The sequence below is a fragment of the Blautia sp. MSK18_10 genome, assembly GCF_020553185.1.
GTDB classification, from domain to species: domain Bacteria; phylum Bacillota; class Clostridia; order Lachnospirales; family Lachnospiraceae; genus Blautia_A; species Blautia_A wexlerae.
In genome coordinates, this window is the sequence record NZ_JAJCGT010000006.1 from 90,898 (window position 1) to 116,334 (window position 25,437).

21 protein-coding genes, 1 pseudogene and 1 riboswitch are annotated in these 25,437 nt (G+C 40.4%); of the genes and pseudogenes, 4 read left to right on the top strand and 18 right to left on the bottom strand.

Going from position 1 to position 25,437, the window contains the following annotated elements; all coding sequences use genetic code 11:
• Positions 1-117 precede the first annotated feature (117 nt).
• The 11 genes from LI074_RS04785 to LI074_RS04835 form a co-directional block, all read right to left on the bottom strand.
• Complete coding sequence (locus LI074_RS04785) at positions 118-1,431, bottom strand: Na+/H+ antiporter NhaC family protein (protein ID WP_173745069.1); 1,314 nt, start codon at positions 1,429-1,431, stop codon at positions 118-120.
• A 90-nt stretch (positions 1,432-1,521) separates the two neighbouring features.
• Positions 1,522-2,376 (bottom strand): YitT family protein, encoded by an 855-nt coding sequence (locus LI074_RS04790; protein WP_022381004.1) that lies wholly within the window; start codon positions 2,374-2,376, stop codon positions 1,522-1,524.
• Positions 2,377-2,564: 188 nt separating this feature from the next.
• Positions 2,565-3,218, bottom strand: coding sequence for a zf-HC2 domain-containing protein (locus LI074_RS04795; RefSeq protein WP_022381005.1), 654 nt, complete (start codon positions 3,216-3,218; stop codon positions 2,565-2,567).
• Between the two features lies 1 nt (position 3,219).
• The gene (locus LI074_RS04800; RefSeq protein WP_025580248.1) at positions 3,220-3,729 is read right to left on the bottom strand and encodes an RNA polymerase sigma factor; all 510 of its coding nucleotides are present in this window, start codon (positions 3,727-3,729) and stop codon (positions 3,220-3,222) included.
• A gap of 334 nt (positions 3,730-4,063) precedes the next feature.
• Positions 4,064-5,704, bottom strand: coding sequence for an AAA family ATPase (locus LI074_RS04805; RefSeq protein ID WP_025580247.1), 1,641 nt, complete (start codon positions 5,702-5,704; stop codon positions 4,064-4,066).
• Positions 5,705-6,348: 644 nt separating this feature from the next.
• A complete protein-coding gene (locus tag LI074_RS04810) occupies positions 6,349-7,782 on the bottom strand; it encodes a 6-phospho-beta-glucosidase (RefSeq protein WP_025580246.1) in 1,434 nt (477 codons plus the stop codon).
• Positions 7,783-7,849: 67 nt separating this feature from the next.
• The gene (locus LI074_RS04815) at positions 7,850-9,766 is read right to left on the bottom strand and encodes a beta-glucoside-specific PTS transporter subunit IIABC (RefSeq protein ID WP_025580245.1); all 1,917 of its coding nucleotides are present in this window, start codon (positions 9,764-9,766) and stop codon (positions 7,850-7,852) included.
• 332 nt (positions 9,767-10,098) lie between these two features.
• Positions 10,099-10,941, bottom strand: coding sequence for a MurR/RpiR family transcriptional regulator (locus LI074_RS04820; protein WP_029677143.1), 843 nt, complete (start codon positions 10,939-10,941; stop codon positions 10,099-10,101).
• A 174-nt stretch (positions 10,942-11,115) separates the two neighbouring features.
• Positions 11,116-13,350 (bottom strand): ATP-binding protein, encoded by a 2,235-nt coding sequence (locus LI074_RS04825; protein WP_243868832.1) that lies wholly within the window; start codon positions 13,348-13,350, stop codon positions 11,116-11,118.
• Positions 13,351-13,408: 58 nt separating this feature from the next.
• Positions 13,409-15,187 (bottom strand): ABC transporter substrate-binding protein, encoded by a 1,779-nt coding sequence (locus LI074_RS04830; RefSeq protein WP_055058322.1) that lies wholly within the window; start codon positions 15,185-15,187, stop codon positions 13,409-13,411.
• A gap of 217 nt (positions 15,188-15,404) precedes the next feature.
• Positions 15,405-15,480, bottom strand: a riboswitch (cyclic di-GMP riboswitch).
• A gap of 375 nt (positions 15,481-15,855) precedes the next feature.
• Positions 15,856-16,476 carry a DUF3786 domain-containing protein gene (locus tag LI074_RS04835; protein ID WP_173684004.1) on the bottom strand — a complete coding sequence of 207 codons (621 nt, stop codon included), beginning with the start codon at positions 16,474-16,476 and terminating at the stop codon, positions 15,856-15,858.
• Between the two features lie 534 nt (positions 16,477-17,010).
• Here LI074_RS04835 and panD point away from each other — a divergent pair.
• From panD to LI074_RS04850, 3 genes are all read left to right on the top strand, one after another.
• Positions 17,011-17,403, top strand: coding sequence for an aspartate 1-decarboxylase (gene panD, locus LI074_RS04840; protein WP_173698282.1), 393 nt, complete (start codon positions 17,011-17,013; stop codon positions 17,401-17,403).
• 109 nt (positions 17,404-17,512) lie between these two features.
• Complete coding sequence (panC, locus tag LI074_RS04845) at positions 17,513-18,352, top strand: pantoate--beta-alanine ligase (protein ID WP_173684006.1); 840 nt, start codon at positions 17,513-17,515, stop codon at positions 18,350-18,352.
• 3 nt (positions 18,353-18,355) lie between these two features.
• A complete protein-coding gene (locus tag LI074_RS04850; protein WP_173684007.1) occupies positions 18,356-19,339 on the top strand; it encodes a bile acid:sodium symporter family protein in 984 nt (327 codons plus the stop codon).
• A 602-nt stretch (positions 19,340-19,941) separates the two neighbouring features.
• On the opposite strand, the gene LI074_RS04855 is transcribed toward LI074_RS04850, so the two are convergent.
• The 6 genes and pseudogenes from LI074_RS04855 to LI074_RS04880 form a co-directional block, all read right to left on the bottom strand.
• On the bottom strand, positions 19,942-21,054 hold the full coding sequence (locus tag LI074_RS04855; protein ID WP_173684008.1) for a sensor histidine kinase: 1,113 nt from the start codon (positions 21,052-21,054) through the stop codon (positions 19,942-19,944).
• 40 nt (positions 21,055-21,094) lie between these two features.
• Entirely contained in the window at positions 21,095-21,784 is a 690-nt protein-coding gene (locus LI074_RS04860) for a response regulator transcription factor (protein ID WP_055152719.1), read from the bottom strand.
• Positions 21,785-21,853: 69 nt separating this feature from the next.
• Entirely contained in the window at positions 21,854-22,669 is an 816-nt protein-coding gene (locus tag LI074_RS04865) for a hypothetical protein (RefSeq protein WP_055152721.1), read from the bottom strand.
• Between the two features lie 297 nt (positions 22,670-22,966).
• Positions 22,967-23,044, bottom strand: a complete 78-nt coding sequence (locus LI074_RS04870) for a hypothetical protein (protein WP_334291871.1) — start codon at positions 23,042-23,044, stop codon at positions 22,967-22,969.
• 14 nt (positions 23,045-23,058) lie between these two features.
• Positions 23,059-23,241 (bottom strand): hypothetical protein, encoded by a 183-nt coding sequence (locus tag LI074_RS04875; protein WP_055152723.1) that lies wholly within the window; start codon positions 23,239-23,241, stop codon positions 23,059-23,061.
• A 115-nt stretch (positions 23,242-23,356) separates the two neighbouring features.
• Positions 23,357-23,977 (bottom strand): annotated as a pseudogene (locus tag LI074_RS04880) (AAA family ATPase); the annotation flags it as partial.
• 132 nt (positions 23,978-24,109) lie between these two features.
• Between LI074_RS04880 and LI074_RS04885 the strand changes: the two are divergent.
• On the top strand, positions 24,110-24,328 hold the full coding sequence (locus LI074_RS04885; RefSeq protein ID WP_173698283.1) for a hypothetical protein: 219 nt from the start codon (positions 24,110-24,112) through the stop codon (positions 24,326-24,328).
• A 474-nt stretch (positions 24,329-24,802) separates the two neighbouring features.
• Here the strand turns inward: LI074_RS04885 and LI074_RS04890 are convergent.
• Positions 24,803-25,437: putative signal transducing protein (locus LI074_RS04890; RefSeq protein WP_243868833.1), on the bottom strand; the 635-nt coding region annotated here is incomplete at its 5' end.

The window sequence follows — 25,437 nt, forward strand, 5'->3', positions numbered from 1 at the left end:
TGATCCGCTGCTCTACTGCCCTGTCTGTGCTTTCTTTATACTGCTTCCACAAGGAGGAAGGTCAAGTATTTTTTGAAAAAAATCGAAAAAAGTATAGCTTCCGGCAGGGGGAATCTTTTAAGTTCCTGTACGGTCTGAACCTCTCATAATTGTGATCAGAGAACTGAACAGCAATAGCATGGGATAAAACAATTTCGGCATAATCTGAAATGCAGAAATCTCACCGCCCAATTCGTTCACTGCTGAGATTGCAACCAACATCTGTGCACCATATGGAATCACTCCCTGGAAAACACAGGAAAAAGTGTCCAGTATGGAAGCTGTCTTTCTCGGTGTAATCCCATACTCTTCTGCCATTTCCTTTGCGATAGGGTTTGCCATTACGATCGCCACTGTATTATTGGCAGTGGCAATATCCATAGTTCCTACCAGAAGTCCCATTCCAAGCTGTCCGCCTTTCTTTCCGCGGAAAATTTTATGGATCCAGCCAAGAAGTGCATCGAATCCACCATACTCACGTATCAGCGCACACATGGCAGCTACCAGAATCGCCACCATACAGGTCTCAAACATTCCGGATACACCGGATCCCATATTTTTCAGGATCTCTACAGGTGTGGTATGTCCTCCGATCAGCATAATAAATGCTCCGGATACGATTCCTGTCAGCAATACCACAAACACATTGATCCCAACAATTCCTCCGATCAATACCAGCACATACGGTATTACCTGAGTCAGATGATAGGGCTGGATCACACGCCCCTGGATTTCTGTCTGAAATGACAGGATCAGAATTAGGATCAGTGTGGCGACGGCTGCCGGAAGAGCAATCCAGAAGTTTTCCCTGAATTTGTCTTTCATCTCACATCCCTGACCATTACATGCAGCAATCGTCGTATCTGAAATAAAAGAAAGATTGTCCCCAAACATGGCTCCTCCCATAACAGAAGCCACACAAAATGCCAGATCAAATCCTGATGCTGTGGAAACTGCTGCTGCAATCGGTGTCAGTAGGGTAATGGTTCCCACAGAAGTTCCCATAGCCACAGACACAAAACAGGCAACTATAAACAGCACAGATACTGAAAATCTGGCAGGTATCAGGCTCAGCATACAATATGCAACACTCTCAGCACTGCTTCTTCCCACAACCCCTACAAAGGAACCTGCAGCAAGGAAGATCAGAAGCATGGTGATGATATTTTTGTCCCCCACTCCCTGTGCCATGATCTCCAGTTTTTTATCAAAATCCAGTGCTCTGTTCTGCAGACAGGCAACCAGGATTGCAGCAAGAAATGCTACTACGATCGGCACATTATAAAATCCCATGGGGATTTCCATCACATACTCAAATAAAATGCCCAGTCCAAGGTATAATACAAGAAATACAACAATGGGAAGTAGGGCAATTCCTTTTCCTTTTTTCATCTTTCATCCTCTTTCTACCATAATCTCTTTATGGTTATATAATCACTCTGCTATTCTATCATACCCACAGCTTTCCTGCCATAATATTTCTCACAGCTTGGGCTGATAACGCATATCCGATACATTGTAAACTGTCACAAAGGCCTTTGGATCTTCATGATTAATGTAAGCCATCAGCTTCTGATATTCTGTTTTGTCTACTATCGTGATGATCTCATTGCGTTTCTTCATATTATAGGCACCTGTCGCTTCATAGATCGTCGCTCCGCTGTGCAGGTCTTTGATAATGAATTTACGCAGTTCTTCCTCTTTCTGAGTGATGACGCAGACACGACGTTTAATATTATGGTCAAAGATAAAGTGATCCAGAACTATTCCATTAAAGTATGTTCCGAGAATACTCAGCACCACTGTTTTCTTATCGTATACAAGTGCTGCGGAAAGAGCCACACACATACCGGAAAGAGACATTGCTTTTCCCAGTTCCATGTGGAGATGTTTGTTCATGATCTTTGCCACAATATCCAGTCCGCCGGAGGATGCATTTCTGTTAAAAAGAATGCTCAGTCCTACGCTGACCACCAGGATATAGCACAGCACATCCAGCTCCTGACTGTTGGTCATAGAGCCAAAATCCGGAAATACTTTCTCAAATAATCCGAGAAATAAAGGCAAAACGATGCTGGTGTAAACCGTTTTTACGCCAAATTCGCGTCCGCAGGTGATGAAGCCAATAATCAGAAGTACCACATTCAAAATCATGGTGATTGCAGACAATGATAAAGGTACAAAGTTTGATAACACGATACCAAGACCGGAGATACTGCTTACAGAGGTATGGCTCGGCACCAGGAAGAAATAAACTGCTGCCGCAATGATCGCTACCGCACCTGTCAGGATCAGCGCTTCCTTTATGATATCTGCATAATTTAGTTGTTTTTTCATAGTTAGGTTTCCTGTCTTTCTTTCCATATTCTTGTTCTATTGTAACATATGGGAAGAGAATGTCCATCAGCAATTACAAAAAGAGGCTGCCTTCCATGACAACCCCTTTGTAAATCCTTATAACCTATAGGACTGCTTTAAAATTCACTTTCATATTTTAGAGCGTGTTTGAAAAATACTCTAATATTTTATCCTAACGGCTCTGTATGTTCTTCAGATAAATAAGCCTTCTGTTCTTCCTCCGGAGCTTCCCAGATTGTTGTTGTAGTTCCATCCTTATCTACATATACTTCTTTTATCTCATCTTTCTTCAAAATATCATGAATATGATCATATGGATAAAAAATACAGCTTACATATTTTTCCCACAGGCTCTGTTCAAAATGGATAGTCATTACGCCTGTTTCCCTGTCTAAGGATGTTCTCCAGCGATAATTTCCTTTTATATTTGTTCTATATGTTACTTCATCTTTATTATCCTCAATAATAGTTATCCCTGCATCTTTGTAGCTGATATATGTGACATGTTTATTCATGAACATGAACACTGCCACAAAGCAAACTATGGTTGCTGCTATGGAAAGCAGAATTGTTTTTATCTTTCTTTTCTTTAAAAATTTCCTGAAATTCTTCAGATCATTTGCTTCATTGCTGCTTTCTTTTGTCTGCACTGAAACCTTCATATCATTTTCAAGGTCTGTCTTTGTCTCATGGTATACCCGCTGGCAGATTTCGCAGTTTTGCAGATGTTCTTCTACAAGTTCTTTTGTGTCATCACTTACCACATCATCAATGTATAATGGCAGAATATCCTGGATCACGTTGCAGTTTATTTTTTCCATGTTACTTTTCCTCCTGACTTATCTGTGCTCTTATCATCTGTCGTGCACGATGGCAGGTTACTCTTGCCCACCCTGCACTTTTCTGATAGCATTTTCCGATCTGCTCAAAGGAGAGCTCACCGTATATCCGCAGGTGAAATACTTCCCTGTAGGGTTCCGGTATCAGTTCTGCATAGCGTTTGAGATTCCGAACTGTCTCATCCTGCACGATCTGATCCAGTACTGCCGGAGATGTATCCTGCATGGAATCCTGCATTATTTCTGAAAATTCTTCGCCTACATAGATTTTATTTCGTCTGCAATAGCGAAAATATGTATTCTTCGCAATTACAAATAGCCATGCGCGGATATCCTTCCGGCCATCAAATTTCTCAATATTATTCATTGCCTTCAGGAATGTTTCCTGGGTGATCTCCTCTGCCAGACTTTCATTTTCGGAAAGTGCCCGGATATAGAGAAAGACATCATGGAAATACTTCCGGTAGATTGTTTCGATTTCTGATTTCTCCATTCCTGCTCCTTGTATTTTTTATTATCCTACTGCATCTTTCGGGATTTTTAATAGCCCGGTCTTCTTCCATTGAATGTCTGAACATGATCCTGATTTTGTTTCATCTGCATTGAATATTCCAAAATATCGTTTCATGATGATCCTCCTGTCTGCTGTATCATTATTTTATCTGATGTCTTTCTATATAACTAAGTCACAGACAGAAGAAACGTTACAGGAAAATTTATATAACCATAAATGATGAAAAAAAGTTCACCAAACTTATACATAAAAAAAGCTGTATAAAATTTCTATACAGCCGCTTATATCCTCTATCTTCCACCTTATACAAGAATTAATATAACGTGCCCTTCCGTAAAGTAATCACTCTGCACTGATGTTTCTTTGTCTTTTTGTTATATCCAATTCCTACTGCAAGGATTTCTCCTGTGTATTTTGCCTTTTCTCCTGCTTTTCCCGAAAAGCGTAAACTATATTTTTTATCTATAATCTGCTGAACAGCTTCATCTGCAGTATGGTCTACCTTTAATTCCAGAATAATGCCTGTATCTGCCGGATTTTCAGGATAAAAAATAAAGTCCACAAATCCAAGTCCTGCCTTGTCCTCTCTCTCCACCCGGTAGCTGTCTCTCGCACAAAGATACACCAGATTTACAATAGAAAATAACTCCACTTCATTATTATAAGAAAGTATCGGCGTCTCCGTATTATGAGCATATTCCAGTATTTCTTCCATAGTAGAAGTATCTTTTTCAAGTGTTGCCTTAAGCATGCGTTCGGACTCTTTTGCCAGTCTGTACACATATCCCAAAGAGGCTTCTTTCTGGAGCATTTCATCAAATTTGTCCATCAGTTCCTTATTCGGAATATAAACTTTTCCCTGATAATAGCTCAGGAAACCATACACTACCATTGCTGACAGAATTTCCTCTCTGGTTGTCAGATTCATAGACGTAGCTGCGTATTCCTTTATCTTAGCCGGAACTCCTTCACCTGATATCATAACTGCAAGATCATTTCTTACTTCTGCTACATTATTTTTTACATAGTAGAAAATTTCATCATAAGGTCCTGAACTTGTCCAGTAGCTGTCAAGATTATTGTTTGTCAGAGAAGCCACTACTGATCTTGGATTGTACATTCTCTCTCCATTTTTAGCATAGTATCCGTCATACCATGTTTCCAGTCCCTCTCTGGTCACATAAGGTGTTTTCTCTTCATTTCTGCATATCTCCAGATACCTTCTGTAAAGCATATCTGTCTCTGATTCAGTAAATCCAAAATCCTCACTGAATTTCTCTTCTGAAGCCATTGTATATTCAATGAACATATTTAATTCAGAACCGCTGGAATACTTGGCAATCGGTAAAATTCCAGTCATGTAGGATAAAGAAACATAGGCATGATCTTTTAACAGATTGCTCAGAAAAGAAATGTAATTCTGTCTGTCTTCCTCGGTAACAAAATTTTTATGAAAAATACAGTCCCATTCATCAAAAATGAAAATAAACTTCTGTCCATTATATTCGATGAAAATGCTCTCTAAAATATCCCACAGAGAGTCTTCCGGATATATTTCTATTTCAGAATATACTTTCAGAAGATCCCTTTTTAAACGTTCCTCAATACGTGTAATGTATTCCATATAGGATTTACAATTTCCCGGCATTTTGCTGAAATCAATATAAATTACATTATGCTGATTCAAATGTTTTCTGTAATCTTTATCTGCTGAAATCTGAAGCCTGTCAAAAACATCACTGCTTTCAACACCTTTACTGAAAAATGCTCCAATCATGTTTGCCATGACAGTTTTTCCAAATCGCCTGGGGCGGGTAATACATATATGTGCATTTCCCTGCTCTGCCAGTGGAATCAATTCCTTCAACAGACTGGATTTATCTACAAAATAAGGTCTGGTATATTCGCTTTTGTATAAAGAATAGGATGAAATACTGTTCAGATATATCCCCATACTGTCACCTCATAAGTCAGGCGGATAAAATCATCCGCTTCGCTACTTGCTCATAAACACCAACAATTTTATGTCATTATGCTTTTTACTCTGTGAATCATCAATACTGATTTTATTTTATCATAATTCTTTTGGGAATTCTATTTCTATATGCGATTTTTCATTTTCATTTTCTCAACAGAAAAACCTCCAGAAACCTTACTGTTGCGGGATATCTTACGTTTGGACACCATGTAGCTGATTATCGACTTTTCTTCTACAAATAATAACTATGACTGCGGATACTTACACTACCTGTTTGACTTTATAATGCAATATTCCTTTGGTCAAAGACACTGCCAACATACCCACAGCTATTACAGCTACAACGTACCAGATACTGTATATGCTGTGCAAAAATCATAACTCCCTGCAATATAAACAGGCAAAGAATCCTGTTGATTCCATGCTTCATATTTTATAGAAATCCCGAATACGCTTGTGAGCATATTTCTCATTCTCCTTTTAACTTAATTTATTTCATTTTAACTTAGTATTTGTTAAAATCAAGTTTTTAAGTTATTATTAGTTTTCAATAAAGGACCGTTATTTTACATCTGCATATGTAAATAACAGTCCTCATCTTCTTTTTATATTATAACTGATTAAAGCTCTTCTCCGTTCGTCCGGATCACATTCTGATACCAGCCAAAGGATTTCTTCTTATATCTCTTACCACTTCCGGTTCCATCATCATTCTTATCAACATAGATAAAACCATAACGTTTCTTTAATTCACCTGTTGTAAATGATACCAGATCGATACATCCCCATGGAGTATATCCCATCAAATCTACGCCATCAATCTCTACCGCTTTCTTCATCTCAGTAATATGTTCTTTCAGATATTCGATACGGTAATCGTCATCACAGGTATGATCTTCCTTCAGAATATCAATTGCTCCGAATCCATTTTCTACTATAAATAAAGGTACTTCATAACGTTCATATAAAGTAACCAGTGCATAACGCAGTCCCACCGGGTCAATCTGCCAGCCCCAGTCACTTGCCTTTACATATGGATTGGCAATTGAATTTGGAGAACTTCCGTCCAGGGATTCTGCAGTATCTTTCTGAACATCTGCTTTCACTGCATTGGTCATATAGTAACTGAATCCAAGGTAATCACATTTTCCTTCTGCCAGAATCTCTTCATCCCCAGACTCCATCACTGGTTTTGTACCTTCTCTTTCCCATTCCTTCTTTGCGAATGCCGAATAATGGCCGCGGATATGTACATCTGAGAAATAATATCTCTCATGCATACACTCTGTTGCAACCATAATATCATCCGGGTTGCAGGAATAAGGATAAAACGGTACGAATGAACACATACATCCGATCTGGAAGTCCGGATTGATCTCATGGCCTTTCTTCACCACCAGTGCACTTGCCACCAGTTCATGATGTGCTGCCTGATACAGGGCTTTCTTCTTATTATCATATTCCGAGAAACGCACTCCTGAATTTGTCCATCCAAAGATGTCTGCCGATGTATTACTCTGGTTATTGATCTCGTTAAATGTCATCCAGTATTTTACCTTATCTTTATAACGTTCCATAACGGTTACTGCATAACGTACAAAGAAATCTATCACCTTACGGTTGATCCATCCGCCGTATTCCTTAGCCAGATGATACGGCATCTCAAAGTGGCTTAATGTGATAACCGGCTCGATACCGTATTTTAACAATTCATCAAACATATCATCGTAAAATTTAAGACCTTCTTCATTCGGCTCTGCCTCATCACCATTTGGGAAAATACGTGTCCATGCAATACTTGTTCTGAAACACTTGAATCCCATCTCAGCCATCAGAGCAATGTCTCCTTTGTATTCATGATAGAAATCCACTGCCACATGGTTCGGATAATACTTTCCTTCTACTACTCCGTCTGTAATCTCACGCATCTTTGTTGCGCTTCCGCCAGTCATAACATCAATGACACTTGGGCCTTTTCCACCTTCGTTCCATCCGCCTTCTAACTGGTTGGCAGCTACCGCGCCGCCCCATAAAAATGTATCTGGTAATGCCATAATTCTTCCTCCTGCACTTCATGCGGAAATCTTTTCAAAGATTTCCGCACTCTTTTTTCTATATTTTTTAAGATAGTTCAAGAAGCTCCACTCCGACAGTTACCTGTCCTTCTGCCTTCATCTCTACATCATTGAATTCGTCACTGTTTGTAACAACAATCGGTGTAGTCACTTCATATCCGGCTTCTTTGATTCCCGGAATATCAAATTCCAGAAGAAGCTGTCCTTTTTTCACCTGCTCACCTTCTTCTACATGGATGGTAAAGCATCTTCCATTCAGTTTTACAGTATCCATACCTACATGAATCAGAATTTCTACTCCGTCTGTACTTTCCATTCCAACTGCATGATGGCTGTCTAATAATCCGACAACTTTACCATCGAACGGCGCATAAACCTTTCCTTCTTCCGGAATGACCGCACATCCTTTTCCCATCATCTCACTTGCAAATACCTCATCGTGTACTTCGCTTAACGGAATGACTGTTCCTGCAAGTGGGCTCTCAATCTTTTTGATCTCTGCTGTCTGTTCCTTCTGCTCCTGTTTTTCACCGGAAAGCATCTCTGTCCCTGTAATTTTTTTTGTTTCTTCTTCACTTTCTTCTGCTTCATCAACCGGATCGTCAAATCCGACAATCTGAATTGCCACGATCGTGATCACAAAAGCAATCACGCATGCCAGTGCCTCCCCGATAAAGGACATCGGTGCATCTTTGCTGATTGCATTTACGATTGTCAGAAGTCCCGGAAGTCCGGCATATGCGTAGTATGCAGAATGGAAGAAACTCATTACAACTGCTCCGACTGCACCGCCTGCACATCCGCAGATAAATGGTTTCTTAAGTCTTAATGTTACTCCATAGATGGTAGGCTCTGTAATACCGAAGATTCCTGTTACTCCGGCTGAAAGTGCCACACCTTTAAATTCTTTATTTCTGGATTTGATAAATACTCCGAATGCTGCAGCTACCTGTGCCACAACAGCGATTGTCTGGAATGCCTGGAATGTATCACAGCCATTCATATCGAAGTTGGCAAGTACGACCGGTGTAATTCCCCAGTGCACGCCAAAGATAACGACTACCTGCCATAATCCACCGATGATCGCTCCTGCCAGTGCCGGTGCAAAAGCTACTAATGCATTGTAACCATTCGCAATTGCATTTGCTGTAATCGCAGATGCAGGTCCGATTACCATGATCGTTGCCGGAACCATGACCACAAAACAGATCAGTGGTGTCAAAAGCGGCTTGGCTGCATCCGGAAGTTTCTTTTCGATAAAATGCTCCAGATAAGAAAGTACCCATACCAGAAGCAGTGGTGGAAGTACGGTAGATGTATAAGTTGTCTCTGATAACTTCACACCTAAGAATCTTACCACATCACCATCTGCGATTCTTGCTGCGATATCTGCCCATGACTGGTTAACCAGTGCACAGCAGCATAAGATTGCAATGTATGTATTACATTTAAAATGCTTTGATGCAGTGATCGCAATGAAGATTGGTAAAAATGTAAATGGCGTCCATGACATGAAGTTCAGCACTTCATAAGTTCCTGTCTCTGCAAATGAAGGTGCCGCCATCGTGATCAGAATCAAGGCTCCCTGCAACAGACCTGCTGCTGCAAGAATGTATACGAATGGTGCAAATACTGCAGACATCGTTGCGATAATACGGTTAACAATGTTCTGCTTAGGCTGTTCGATTTCCTGTGCAGATGCATCCAGATGCAGGGCTTCTGCAACCGAATCATAGACTTCTCCAACATGAGTTCCGATTACAACCTGGAACTGTCCGTTATTTTCCACAACCGTGATAACTCCTGCCAGTGCAGATACTTTTTCTTTTGCTCCTTCCGGCGTCTCTTTTAATACCAGACGGAGTCTTGTCGCACATCTTGTGGCATTTACAATATTCTTCTGTCCGCCCACGACATCGATGATATCCAGGGCAAGCTTATGATAATCTCTTACCTTTGCCATATGAAACTCTCCTTTTCCTTTTTCTGATCCCTGTATCCTCCGGAATCTGTATACCTCTGTATGTTTGTTTAAGAGTTTTTACATGCATGTATCTCTCTTTCTATCTGACAAGTACACTATAAATAATTTATCGTTTTCTTACAATTCTTTTGCTTTATTCTGTTAAATCGTTTCATATTTTTCTTTTTGTTTTTTATCTTTCTCGAAACAATGTTTCAGGCGTAAAAAAAGACATGTTGTTTTTGTATATATTGCACAACATGTCTTTGCGAAATCTGCCTATATCAAAATTTACATTTCCGGTATCACTTCCCGACATTGATCCAGAACATTTACCATAACAACTTTTTGCCCGACTTCTCATATTTATTATTCAATGCAAGATTCTCATCGTATTTCCTGCTGAATTCCATGCCATATAAGATATCCAGCAGATATTTTCCCGAAGCAAAGAACATTGAACTCCAGAACTCTTCTACTTTCTCAGAACCTGCTGCATACAGGAACTCATCCGCCTGTTTTGATACAATCCCGTCACGCACTGCAGAGATTACGATAACTTTCGTACCGCCCTTTCGCAGCATTCCGGCAATCTCTGCCAGTCGTTCATTTTTCCCCGTATGACTGATCAGAATCGCTACATGCCCATCTGCCGGCATTGCTGCATGCAGTCCCTGAATATTCGTCGCGGAATGGACATTCGCCACTTTTCCTGCATGGAAGAAAAGTGAACATCCATAATCTGCCAGATACACATTCATATCATATACGTAAAAGTCCACGCACGATGCATCTGCGATCATACGGCCGATCTTTACCAAATGACTATACGACAATTCCTTCTTTGTTTCTTCAATTGCCTGCCTCTGAACCTGTGTTGCCTTTCTCACCATCGTTACAACGTTCTCACGTTCAGACATCGTTATGACTTCTTCTTCCTCAATCGTTTCATATTGTAATTCCCTGACCAGCTGCAGTTTGAATTCCGGGAATCCCTTCGTTCCTAATTTCTGACAGAATCTTGTCACCGACGCCGCACTGGCAAATGTGGCATGACCAAGTTCTCTGGATGACATCTCTTCAATCTTTTCCGGATGTTCCAGAATATACTTCCGGATATCCTGTTCCCGTTCCGTCAGATTCTTATGTTTTTTCATATCCTGTATCAGCGACATAGACATTCCTCCATCGTCTGATTTGATTCTATAATTGTACCAATTGGTTTCGTAATATGTGCATTCATACCGGCTTTAAATGACTTCTCTTTATCTTCCTCAAATACATTTGCGGTCATGGCAACGATTGGGATATTTGCTTTCTTATTATTCTTTAGAGTACGGGTTTATTATTTAATGGTTACTGAGCAATGACCTGCGTTTCGGTACCCCCCCCCCGCCGCCGGATTTTATGCTTCTTATTGTCTTTTCCAGCGTCTTCATATCAACCGGTTTTGAAATATGGGCATTCATACCAGCCGTCAGAGAATGCTGAATATCCTCTGAGAATGCATTGGCGGTCATGGCAATAATCGGAATTGTCTTTGCCAGCTCATGGGAGCTTCTGCGGATTGCCTTCGTCGCCTCATAGCCGTTCATGACAGGCATCTGTATATCCATCAGGATCATATCATAGTCACCAGGAACAGACTGTTCAAATGTCTCCAGAGCCCTTTTACCATTTTCACAGATTGTACACTCTGCGCCCTCAATCTTTAACAGTTCCGTCAGAATCTCCGCATTCAGTTCATTGTCCTCTGCACATAGGAATCTCATTCCTTTCAGGATATTGCCATCCTGCTCTTCTGTTTCTGCCTGTGAAGCCGGAGAAGCAGATCTTTCTTCTGCGATTTTCAGATCCATAAAAACCTCAAAACAGCTGCCCTGTCCCGGTTCACTTTCTACATCAATGGTTCCGCCCATCAAGTCAACCAGATTTTTGGTGATTGCCATTCCAAGACCGGTTCCCTGTATCTTATTTGTCAGAGAATTTTCTGCACGGGTAAAGGCATCAAAAATCCTGTCCTTGAAATCTGCCGACATTCCCATACCATTATCGCAAACTAAAAAACGATACTTTGCATAAACAGATGAATTTGATTCACATTCCTCTGCCAGAAGCTGAATTTCTCCGCCTTCCTGTGTATATTTTATTGCATTAGACAGCAGATTGCTGAAAATCTGCATCAGATGAACCTGATCCCCATTCACCCACTCATGCCGGATGTTTTCTTTTGTAATTGTAAGAGTCTGCTTCTTTTCATATATCTGAGAACGAAATATAGTATCAAGCTCCTGTATGAAATCCGGAATAGAAAAATCAGAATACTTGAAGACAGTTTTTCCTGCCTCAATCTTACTCATATCCAGAACCTCATTAATAATCCCCAACAGATGCTGTGAGGAAGTGTCAATTTTATCCGCATACTCTATTACCTTGCCTTTATCACCGGCATCATGTCTGATCAAGGACGTAATACCAATGATCGCATTCATAGGAGTACGTATATCGTGAGACATATTGGCAAGAAAACTGCTCTTTGATCTGTTCGCCTCCTGTGCCACCTGAAAAGCATCCTCCGCTGCCTGTTTTGCCTGCCGCAGCTTTGTATTCACTGTTTCCAGTTTGGCATTATTTTCCCGCTCCACGCGAATCGCTTCCTGCTGGTTTCTGTACATGACAAAGGAAATCCCCAGCATAACACAGACAGCTACGATAACCGTAAAGATAACAATAAATACCATAACAAAATTGACAAGTTTTAATGTATTCGTAGCAACATATTCTGCCGGAACCAGAAAGATAAGTGTCCATTCGGCATTTTCCATTCTTTTTAATCCGTAAAAATATTCTGTTCCATCCAGAACTGCATTAGAATAACTGCAGCCTTTTTCTTCCAGTTCCGCCTTTGTTTTCTCAAAGGAAGAATTGTGAAGATACTTCATATTCTGTAAAACAGAAAATACATTATGGCCCTTGATCAGTTCCACCTGATTGCTGTTGAACAGTTTAGATCCATTATCATCCAGTACATACACACTGTTGTTTCCGTTATAAGCTTCGCAGTTAAAATATGGATTCAACTGTTCCATGTCCTGGGCAATTCCAAAATAAAGAATTGAAGTTTTCTTTTCTCCGTTTTGAAGATATATGGGCTCCGGCAGACGATTCAGAAATACCATCTTTGACTGATTGTCTGTCATGGAATCAAAAACAAAACTGGTCTTTTCAGGACTTTCTTCAAAATAATCCAGATCCCGGAAAAGTCCCCTTTTTCCGGATTCTGTATAATATCCGCCTTCTGAATCCACGGCCATCAACGTGATCTTATGATCTGCATATGCTGATAATTCATATTTCTTTTTCATATGTCTGCAGAGTTCATCTGTAGTCTGTATGTTTGCATCTCTCAGATAATTACATTCTTCCGTTACCCGATCCCAGTGGGAATCGATCACATCCTCCAGATTTTGAAACATCTGACGGGTAATCTCTTCCATCTGGTTTAATCGTTCTTCATAGATAATATCCTGGATATAAGTATGATACAGGAAAAAGAATGCAAAAAACATCGCTATACCAGTCATACAACAACCCCATATTAAGTTCCGGTAACTCTTTGCCTTCTGCATCCTTCCCCTCCGCTTATTTCCATTGAGCGTCTGCTTCACTTAAAGTCTTAAATTGCCCAAAAAACTCTTTTGCCGCATCCATACCTACAATACCACTGTCTGTCACTTCCGTTTCCGATGCCAGTTTTTCACTGATTCCGGAAATTGCAACCTGATAAGTCTTTCCATCCTCCAGTTCCATATCTTCAGGATTTACCAACATATATGGATAATTCTTGCCTGTACCAACTGCATCATAACCTTCTTCATACAATGCCTGAATCTGTTTTCCTGTCAGCCTGATTGTTTTAATCGTCTGTGACCAGCCAGTCGGAAGAATGATACATACATCATAGTCTGTAATATTCTTTGCATACAGTTTTCCGCTCACACCATCATTGTTCTGGTTCGTACCATTTCCACTGATCCATGTTCCAAGGGATATAAGAGCAACGTCACTTCCGGTTGCCTCGGCAAAGCATCTGCCCACCAGCTTTGCACAACTTTCCTGTGAAATTTCCTCTGTAGCTGTTGTGATCACTTCCGGCTGATTATTTACCACGCTGTCCTGATCCTCATCCAGCTGATCTGCCACATCCTTTATTGATGCCTTATCCTGCATGAATTCCTGCATTTTGGTTCCGGTATTTACAATCGTATTTTCCCATCCGGAATAAATAAACGGTGTCGTATTCCCTGCATTGATAAAATCCGAAATATCTGCATAGAAGGTGTCATCTGCCTTTGCATCTTTGAAAGGAAGCAGTCCTGCTTTTAATGTACTGTCCGGATACAGGGCACTGGTTCCTTCTACCGTAGACAGCACCTTCATGACTTTTAATGCATCTTCAAGTTTCTCAGGATCATTCTCCAGCTTTTTATTCAATCCATAAAAACGGTTTACATTTAAAATAAATACATTCTTGCTTCCATCTTCAGACAGGTATGGCATCAGACCAAATTTGTCCGTTGTATCTTCTGATTCCATAATGCCATTCTGTGGTCCCAATAGAAACAGTGAATTTCCCTTTATAAAAGCTTCTCTTGTTTTACTATCATCTACCGGATCACTGTTGCTGCAGTCAAGCATACCGAGATTTTTCCATTTCTGGATATATTCCATGCTGTCCATCATGCCTTCCGTGTCACTGACATTTGCCTTTCCTGACAGGTAATCTTTCTGCCACTGCTTTCCAGACATAGTACCAAGGAATCCCGCATCCGCAATATTACATATATACTGGAAGGCTGAACCAGGATACTGAATCTGTGCCATACATAACGTAACTCCTGCTTCTTTTGCCTTGTCTGCAAGTTCTTCAAGCTCTGTAAAAGATGTTGGCAGCTTCCAGCCATGCTTCTCAAGCAGTGTTTTATTATAGGTGATTCCATAACAGTTGTACAAAGATGGAAGCATATAAAGTGCACCCTCATCGGATACATCTTTCAGACGTGATTCCACATAATTATCTGTAAAATCGTATCCTGAGAGATCAATCATCTTATCACTGACATCCACCACATCTGGCTTATAAAAAGTCTGTGTGCAGATGTCCGGAAGATCATCTGCCTCTAACATATTCTGCAGACAGGTTGTTGTATTTGCTCCGCTGTACGGGACTACTTCAAGCTCAATCTCTGGATATGTTTTATGCACTTCTTCTATAAAATTGTCCACTTCCAGATAAGGAGCCATAAAAGTAATTGCTTCGTGCTTCTTTGGTGTTTCATCTGTTTTCCCACACCCTATAAGTCCTGTTGCCGCTATACATGCCAAAATAAGACATGCACTTTGTACTTTTTTGATTTTCATATTTTTCTCTCTTCTCCGATAAAATCATTATGGTTCCGTTTATGAAATAACATCCCTGCTTGCAGGATTCTTCGCCTGCGAAGGGTCGCTTCAGCGACATAATTCCCCTCCGTCGCAGTGCGATCCTGCCCGGAGGGCTTTTTTATGTTATAGGAACATTACGGAGTAATTTCCTATAACATAAAAAAACACCGTCTCACAGACAGCGCACATCATTTCATGCAACTGGCTGCCATTTTACAGGCCCTGTAGCTTTGCGTCACAGACTTTCATCTGCTTTGCCGATCGTCGTTCTATTACAGATTGTAAATTTGTGCAAAATATTGATTTCATTATACTCCTACATTCCACTGTACACAAGAAAAACCTCGCCGCTTTAACGCTAAAAAAAGAACAGCCGATTATATATTCGAACTGTTCTCCTACTTCCGAATTCCACGCAACATTGACATTACTGTTTTCTGCTCATTTGTACTTATAGCAATCCTCTTAAATGCATTATTTACGAGGATTGCTATAGATTGATTATTCCATATTCTTAAAACAACAGCTCCATCTGATCCCCCACTTCAATTCTCGCAGTGACAAGTTCATCCGGTTCTTTCCCTCTTTTGTGTTCAGCTTTCAGATACTGCGTACCGCCCTCCAAATGACCGGCTGCAATGTATTCAGCCGATGGTCTGCAGTATAGTCTTCAGAAGATCTCCCTGAAGATAATAGGTTGTCTCAAAATGAAGATATGATAACGATACCTTATCCCACAACAGTAAAATCTTTGGCAGGAATTCTTCATCCCCATCCCAGAACTGAAGCAACACAGAAAAACCCGGAAGAACAGGCATTTCAAATGTCAGATCCGCCCCTGCCAAACGCTCCGTCTGCTTTCCCCCCAGACAGGTGCAGGCCTGCTTTACCTCTTCCACTTTTCCTGAAAATGCTTTTGCATACTTTTCCACAAAGGGGGCTGTTGACGGACTGCTTCCGGCAGTTACAAACCTGCTCACAGGCTGCCACTGCCCGGTCAAAGGCGGCAGTACTTCCTGTCCGGAGCAACAGAGAAAATCATAAATTGTCATAACAATTGTATATTCTCTGCAATCCGTCCATTCATCATCCGCAACATATTCAATGGCACCATTTCCGCGATCGATCCGATATTCTGTTCCGATATATTTCAAATACAGATATTCTTCATCATGTTTCAATCCATATTTCTCTATCAGCTTATCCTGATCATACTTTAGAAACAACTTTCTTCCCGTATATACCTGTTTTTCATAATTATCCATAATATACTTTATTCCATTTCTTATTTAACCGAATCCGCCCGGCACACTACTCTCTTTTCATAGATATATTCTAGCAAACTGTCTGTCAGAAATCAATTATGTTTTATCGTCTCGGGATTTGGGATAGTTGTATGTGAACAGTAGATAAACAATTTATTGACAAATAACCGACCAGATGTAATAATACCACTCAGAGATAGTATTTGGACTCAAAACTATACTCTGGCTGAAATCACTGGAATCTTATATAAAAACAGCCAGCCGGAACCCGAAAGCGGAAACGGAAGGATGTATGTAATTTTAAAAGATAGGAGCCGGTATTTATGATACAGGAAATCAGATTTCCCCTAATCTATGGAATAACAAGCCATATTTTATGTATCAGAAACAGGACTCAATATACAGGGAATCAATCAGAAGCGTTTCAGGGTCAAAGTGTATCCTGATGCGCTTTTTTTGCAGATCATAAAGGTATATTTCCTTTTTATGGAGCTGCATGACTCTGATTTTTCCCGCAGGAAAGGACTATATAAGATGACAATAGAAATGTTAAAAGGAAAAATCCACAGAGCAACTGTTGTCCAGGCCGAACTGGATTATGTGGGAAGCATTACTGTGGATGAAGAACTGCTGGAAGCTGCCGGAATACTGGAATATGAGAAAGTTCAGATTGTAGATGTGAACAACGGCAGTCGATTCGAGACATACACAATCTGCGGAAAACGCGGAAGCGGTATGATCTGTCTGAATGGAGCAGCAGCAAGATGTGTAAGCACAGGTGACAAGATTATCATCATGGCTTACGCAGAGTATGAGCCTGAAGAGGCACGTACTCATAAGCCTGCAGTTGTATTTGTAGATGAAGAGAATAAGATCAGCAGAGTGACCAATTATGAGAAACATGGTCTGCTGAAAGACATGGCCTGAAAACATTGATATCAGGTTAGAGACTATCATAAGATGAAAGTGAATTCAGAAAAGAGGCTATCTCAAAATCTATGATACCGGTCCATTGACCGAGAAAGAGGAGATAACAATGCAGGTAACAAAAACAGTAGAAGAAACAAAAAAACAGATCAAAGCATGGAAAAAAGAAGGTAAAACTATAGGTCTTGTTCCAACAATGGGATTTCTTCATGAGGGACATGCAAGTCTGATCAAAAAATGCAGAGAGCAGAACGACATTGTAGTTGTGTCTGACTTTGTCAATCCAACACAGTTTGGTCCGACAGAGGATCTTGAGGCATATCCAAGAGATTTCGAGCGAGACAGTAAACTCTGTGAGAGTCTTGGCGCAGACCTGATCTTCTGCCCTGAACCTTCTGAAATGTATCATGATCCCCATGCATTTGTAAGTATCGATACATTATCTGAAACACTTTGTGGAAAAACACGTCCTATCCATTTCAAGGGTGTGTGCACAGTTGTAACCAAACTGTTTCATATTGTAGCCCCGGACAGAGCATATTTCGGACAGAAGGATGCTCAGCAGCTTGCCATCATCCGCAAGATGGTCCAGGATCTGAATTTTGATATAGAGATCGTAGGCTGCCCAATCATCCGTGAGGAGGACGGACTGGCAAAATCCTCCAGAAATACATATTTAAGCGATGAAGAGAGAAAGGCTGCTCTCTGTCTGTCCAGATCCGTAAAACTCGGACAGGAAATCATCCACGCAGGCATTTCCGCAGAAGAACTTCTCGGCAAAATGCGTGCAGTGATCGAAAAAGAGCCTCTGGCAAAAATCGACTACGTTTCCATGGTAGATGCACTTACCATGCAGCCTGTGGAAAAAGCAGATCATAATGTTCTCGTAGCAATGGCTGTCTATATTGGCAAAACAAGACTGATCGATAACTTCAGCTACGAGGTATAATATATGGAAAATATTTTAAAGAAAATCGAAAAAATCAGCAGTTTTGCATCCAGATATATTGGAATCATCATCATTGCCTTTTCATGCCTTGCCTTTTTCTGGAGGGATGGATTTGCATGGATGACAAATTATACGTCTGTTTTTCTGGGTGTGATCATGTTTGGCATGGGACTGACCATACGTCTGGAAGACTTCCGTGCAATTTTTTCCAGACCAAAGGAAGTGATCATTGGCGCAGTTGCACAGTATACGATTATGCCAGTCGTGGCCTGGGTATTGTGCAAAGTCATGAATCTTCCTGCAGATCTGGCTCTGGGTGTGATCCTTGTGGGATGCTGTCCTGGTGGAACAGCCAGCAATGTGATCACCTATATTGCAGGCGGTGATGTTGCACTTTCAGTAGGAATGACAATTGTTTCCACTCTGGCTGCTCCTGTTATGACTCCATTTCTTGTGTACATTCTGGCAGGTGCCTGGGTGGAAGTATCCTTCTGGGCAATGGTACTGTCTGTTGTAAAAGTAATTCTGATTCCTGTACTTCTTGGAATCCTTCTTCGTACACTTGCAGGAGAGCATGTAGATAAAGTTTCAGATGTCATGCCATTGATCTCTGTTGTTGCCATTGTTATGATCATTGGCGGAATCGTGGCCGTTAATGCAGAGAAAATCTTAAACTGCGGAGTTCTGGTCCTTGGTGTTGTTGCAATCCACAATTTCTGTGGTATGATGCTTGGACTCCTTGCAGCCAAAATTTTCCATGTAGAATATACACGGACAACAGCTATAGCTATTGAAGTCGGCATGCAAAACAGCGGACTGGCAGTTTCTCTGGCAGCAGCTAACTTTGCAGCCAATCCACTGGCAACACTTCCAGGTGCTATTTTCAGTGTATGGCATAATATTGCCGGCTCTATCTTTGCAGGGATCCGCCGTTCCGGCGCAGAGAACCAGACACGCACAGGTGAAAATGGTGTGTCTGCAGCATAAATAACAAAAGAACATAGAAAACAGAAAAACCCCGGAAACCTTACGGTTCCGGGGTATCTTACGTTTGTGAGGTTCTTAAAATCTCATTATTTTCTATGATTTTCGTGTCTATATTGTCCTGTATTGCGGATTTTCCAAGCTATATTTCTATTCTCTTCATTTTTTAGTATCAACATGGTATCACAGCCGATTTTTCATGAGCTGTCAACTTTCCGGTTGCAGATTCCCACCTTGACTGTTATAATCGAAACATGGGTGCTATCATAACGGTAGGCGGTTAGTCCTTCAGCAGAGGTTGCTGAGTGCCAGCGGCACTCGTTTTGCAACGACCGAAGTGAAACGGAGACCTGTGACCCTCTGATTACATAGAAACTCGAAAGAGAATCCACTGGAAAGGAGGGCTAAGCCATATGCAGAAATGTCAAAAAATTTTTATTCTACTTTTTGAAGTTTTGACATATCCAATCCATGCCGGATCATCATCAGAATATCCCATTTTTAATTCTATGTACATTAAATTGTTAATCATTCTTATTCTCTCCTGATTCCAAATTTTGCAACATCTCAACAAACTGGAAGCTGTAAACCTGATTGTTTCTAAATTAACTGTGGCATACCATTGATAAACATATGCCATGCCTGTCATTTTTCGCACTAAGTTTCCATCCGTGCATTTCAACGATTTCTTTTGAGAGGGCAAGCCCTATTCCGCTGTTTCCGTTTTGTCCCGTATGAAAACGTTCAAACATATGGGAAAAATCCTCTGTGCTAAGTTCTCCTCCATCGTTCCAGATGGAAAGGACTTGATTTTTCCACGATATTTCGATTTGACTACACGCATATTTTACGGAATTAGTTATCAGGTTAGCAACAGCGTGTTCCAGCTTCTCCGGGTCTCCGTTGACATATCCTTCGTCCAGTTCTAACGATACTGAAAGGTTTCGCCTGTTCACAATTCCTTCAAGCGGCATCAAAATATCTTGAACCAGTGATGCCATTTCTATTGGTTCACACTTTAATGGTTCCGTACCGCTTTCCATTTTTGATAAATACAGGATATCCTCAATAAGTTTACTCATACGCTCCGTCTGAGACACTATCATTCTGCCCGCTTGAGAATAATCGGTAATGACTCCCATTTCAATCTCCTCCGCATATCCGCAAATTGCCATAAGCGGGGTTTTTAATTCGTGAGATGTATTTTCAAAAAAGGTCTTCTGAGCTTTGTCATTTTGTTCAAGTTTTTTCCCGAGAAAATATCCAATGGCAGCACCGAGAGCGGCAATGACAAAAGCATCCAGCAAAACACCAAAACTGATTTCTTTTACGAGTTCTGGTTCGCCGGTAACATCCACATAAGCAAGTAATCTCTCATTGCTGTCTTCGTAATACTCTGTTCTGGCTTTCATATAATAAGTTGCTTCGTTAATTTTTGCCCTTTGCATTTCATCAGACGGGTGTGTTTCATACCAGTCAATAAGTTTCTTCTCTTTGGGTGTCAGAATCTGATATATGTCATCCCTGTTTTCTGAATCTGCCCCCATATATACAAGTGAGGCATAATATAAAGAGCCCGTATCATTTTCAGATTCGTAATTCAAATATTCGTCTGAATTCAAAGTAAAAACGTTTTTAATTGCATTCTCAGCTCTCAGCTCTATTTTTTTATTAAAAACTATGTTCAGAATCAGCAGGCTCAAAAGCATGGCTGCCATAACGGCGGAACCTGTAAGTGTGGCAATTTTATAACGTGTCTTATTCATTACAATCCTCCAGTTTATAGCCATAGCCCCAGACAGCACTAATGCGAACTTTGCTGCCTGCGGTCTTCATTTTCTGCCTGACTCTTCTTACTGTCTCATCGACAACTCTGGTTTCTATCTCCGTAGAATCTATTCCCCATACTTTGTCGAGAATTTCATTCCGGGGGATTGCCGTTCCACCATGTTCCATAAGACATCCCAGAAGCGAAAATTCTGTCATAGTCAGACCAATATCATGCTCTTTCACAATGGCATTATGCTTCTCCCATGAAAAACACACATCACCAAAGGAAATATCTGCCTTTACCGGTATATTCATTTCAACTCTTCGGAACAACGCATTTACCCGGACAACAAGAAGTGACGGCGAAAATGGCTTAATCAGATAGTCATCCCCTCCATACATAAATCCCTTCATATGGTCAGACTCTGAATCCTTTGCCGTCAAAATAATAATAGGAACTGATGATATTGTCCTTAACTTTTTACATATGGAAAGACCGTCTGAACCCGGCATCATAATATCAAGAATAACAAGATCACAGGGCTTCTCCTGAAAAACAGAAAAGAGTGTATCACCATTCTTGTATGCTGTTACCTCATATCCGGCATTGGATAAAAATTCTGTGAGTATTTCTCGTATATCCTGTTCATCATCTGCCAAATAGATTTTTTTTGCCATATCTTTAATCCCACATGAGGGGAGTCCCTCAGAAATTCCGTGAGATTCCCCATATTATATCTTTCAAAATCAGTATGTCTGTATTTTAGTTCCACCTGCTTTCGCTTCAAGAGCGATTGCCTGTGCCTCCAAAGCATCAATCTCATCTGAATACTTCGCATAGCGAGAAGCAAATTCCTCGTCAGAGAGGTTATCAGAGCCGTTATAAATATTGTCATAGATTGCATCAATTTTATTGTAAATACTGTTAAGCTGATTGACTTCATCTTCGCTCAAATTTCCATAGTATCCCTCATACCAACCCGCTTTCTTTTCAAGCGTTTCAATCTGTGCGTTCAGTGATGTAATCTCGTCATCATACTTTGCATAGCGGGCTTCGATCTCATCGTCTGAAAGATCATCGTCCGTCCACACTTCCGCATCAATTTCTTCGATTCTTTCATATGCTTTCTGAAGCTGTTCTGCTTCCTCTGCGGTGAGTTTGCCTGTATCGTACAGAGCATTATACCCATCCTCGGAATATTCATATTCCTCGTTGTCGATCCACCCGGCTTTTTTATCAAGCTCCTCAAGGCGATCCATGAGGGTATCGGTTTCATCCTGATACTGATCGTATCTGGCATAGATATCTTCATCAGAAAGACCATCTGCATCTTTCATTACCTCTTTGTCGATAGCGTCAAGTCGGTCATAAATGGAGTTAAACTCTTCAATCTCCTTCTGAGTGAGAGAGCCATAATCTACATTTGTTTGTGTTACCTCTGATGTAGTCACTGTCTCCTCCTGTGTCTCCTTCTGGGCAGCCATGGCAGGAATACCTGCGGATGTAGTCATTGCTGCTGCAAGTGCTATTACCATTCCTCTTTTGAATAATCTGTTCATCATTTTAGTACCTCCTGATTTTTTATTTACCGGTTGTTCGGTATGGCTAAAGTATAGCTCAGGCAAATGTAAAAATATCCTTAGAACAGTCATGAAAATGTCAAGAAAGTGTAACAGCACAAGATTTCCTATAAACCATATTTACTCTCGCCTCTTAAGGGTTACAATCTTTTTTCAAATACCCAAAATTTTTCTAAATCTGCAATTCCGATTTACCTTCACCTTATTATACCATAGTGCTTTCTAAAGTGCTATTCTAATATATACAAAAGTGTAAAAGAGCGATCTCTTCTCTCACACTCACACATATACCATGTTTTTCAATATAATCTCTTCTGCACTAACTTTTATATTATTCATTAACCCAACCCACTTCATCTGATCCTGTACCTTTAATTCTTCAGTTCTTCTTTTGTTGGTGCAGTTTTGGATTTACTGTATACCTCACGATTTACCATTGCATCCAGCTTTTTCTCTAGACCTTTTCTTATATCATCTGCTTCCTGTTCCTGATCCAGTAAATGATATTTTATAATCTTTCCGAATAACTCCTCTGGAATCATAACGTTTTTCAAGTTCTCACCTTCTTACAATTTATGTAAGGACGCAACACTGCAATGTCTTTACAGATTGCAACCTTGCATTTTAATTCCGCATTTTCTATATACTCTGCAATGTTGCACCCTTAATTTATTCCGGCTTAACTTTATCTAAATCCCAATACCATGAATTACCGATTCGTCTTGCCTTAATTCCAAGCTCCTTTTTTGCATTTTCCAGTGTTCTTTTAGAAATGTTCAACTCTTCTGCCTTATCAAAGATTTCACTGCTTTGCACAGAAGCTGATGTTTTTGCCAGTTCCAGTTTATTTACCTTTGGGGCAATTCCACCAAGCACCTCATCTGCTGTGATTTCATAGTCACCTATCCACTCAAATCCTGTTTCTGTCAGGTGAAATGCTTTGGAATGCCCAAATGCAGCCAGATTATTTTTAATCTGAACCACTGCTCTTAAATCCGATTCTCCCTCTATTCTTCCTACCAGTAATACGCTTCTGGCTACCGCAAAAAAGTCAATCGAACCCATTCCTCTATGTGCAGCTTTATTTCCCCCAGCTTTATTCATGTGTCCGATTAATAAAATTGCACATTTATACTTTTCTGCCAGCAAGCTCAATCTTTTTGTCATATCCCTTGCTTCATTTGCCCGGTTCATATCCATTGTTCCTCCAAGGTATGCCTGAATCGGATCTAAAATAAGCACTCTCGCACCAGTCTGTTTGATAGCAGATTCCAGTCTCTCATCAATCATGAATCCAATGAACTCTGGTATGAACTGGATATAAATAATAAACTTCCCAGTGATATAGAAACAGAAACACAGAAATGGTATGCCGGACTTCGCTTTTATGGAAATAATCCGGAACATTCTTTAAACGCAGATATGTGTAATTTTCTTGCTGATCTGCAGGAGAACAGAGAAAGCCTGGAATCTTATTTCACAGGCAAAGATATGTTTGATATGTGGAAAAAGCAGACGTTGGAATACTACACTTCCAAACCTGTCACCCATAAAGAAACTGAAGAACTGGATTTTGAGACACGAATCCATAAACGAGATGAACTTTTAACACAGAAATTTTCCAATAACGAACAGAAATAGTATCATAACAGTATCACAGCCAGATTTTCATGAGCTGTCAACTTTCCGGTTGCAGATTCCCACCTTGACTGTTATAATCGAAACATGGGTGCTATCATAACGGTAGGCGGTTAGTTTAGTCCTTCAGCAGAGGGTTGCAGAGTGCCAGTGGCACTCGTTTTGCAACGACCGAAGTGAAACGGAGACCTGTGACCCTCTGATTACATAGAAACTCGAAAGAGAATCCACTGGAAAGGAGGGCTAAGCCAATGAGTATTGTGGACTTTATTGCAGTCGTGAGCTTCGGCATCACCTGCTTTTGTGCCGGATACACATTCGGCAAAGATAATAACAAGACACAAAAATAACCGCCCCAGCCTCGCAAACTGAACGGTTATTTTTAATCAATTAAGTATGTGGACTAACCGTCTATCGGTAGCACTCTTTTTCTATAATCATATTAGCACGCATGTGTGAAAATGTCAAAAATTTTCTTCATTCTTGGTTATTAATCTCCTTGATCAACTGTACTGCCTTCTCTGCATCATCGGTTTTCACAAATATATCCACACCATATATTCCAAATCCTGGTGCCCCATGCATTGCAACATTCGCACCTGCTTCCTGAGAAAAAGCTACTATTCCATTTTGCTTTAACATTTCTACAAGTTGTTCTGTCTCTACTATATTCTGTGCATTATAAATTTTTATCCATTCTACCTTAGATAGGGAAATTTCCTTTTTCTCCTGAACATTTGACGAATTCTGGTTTCTTTTTCGATTAATAAATGCCAAGAGCCTAAGAATAATAAATGCCACAATAGTAATACCAATCAGAAATCCCAATGCTAATCGTGTTATCTGTGTTTCTGTAGCTCCCATTCTGAATAAGCATACACCATAGATGACTGTAAAAATTCCTGCACATATCACACTGGTGAAAAAATCTCGCCATATAGTAGCACTTTTTGGCAAACATTTATCCCATATTCCATTGTACACCATAATAGAGGCGTACAGGATTCCTCCTACCAAAGCAGTTGCTGTCTCTCCTAAAACCAAGCGAATATCCACAGTTAATAACATCTGAATAATAATCGCTAACACACTAATCACAAACATTGATGCAA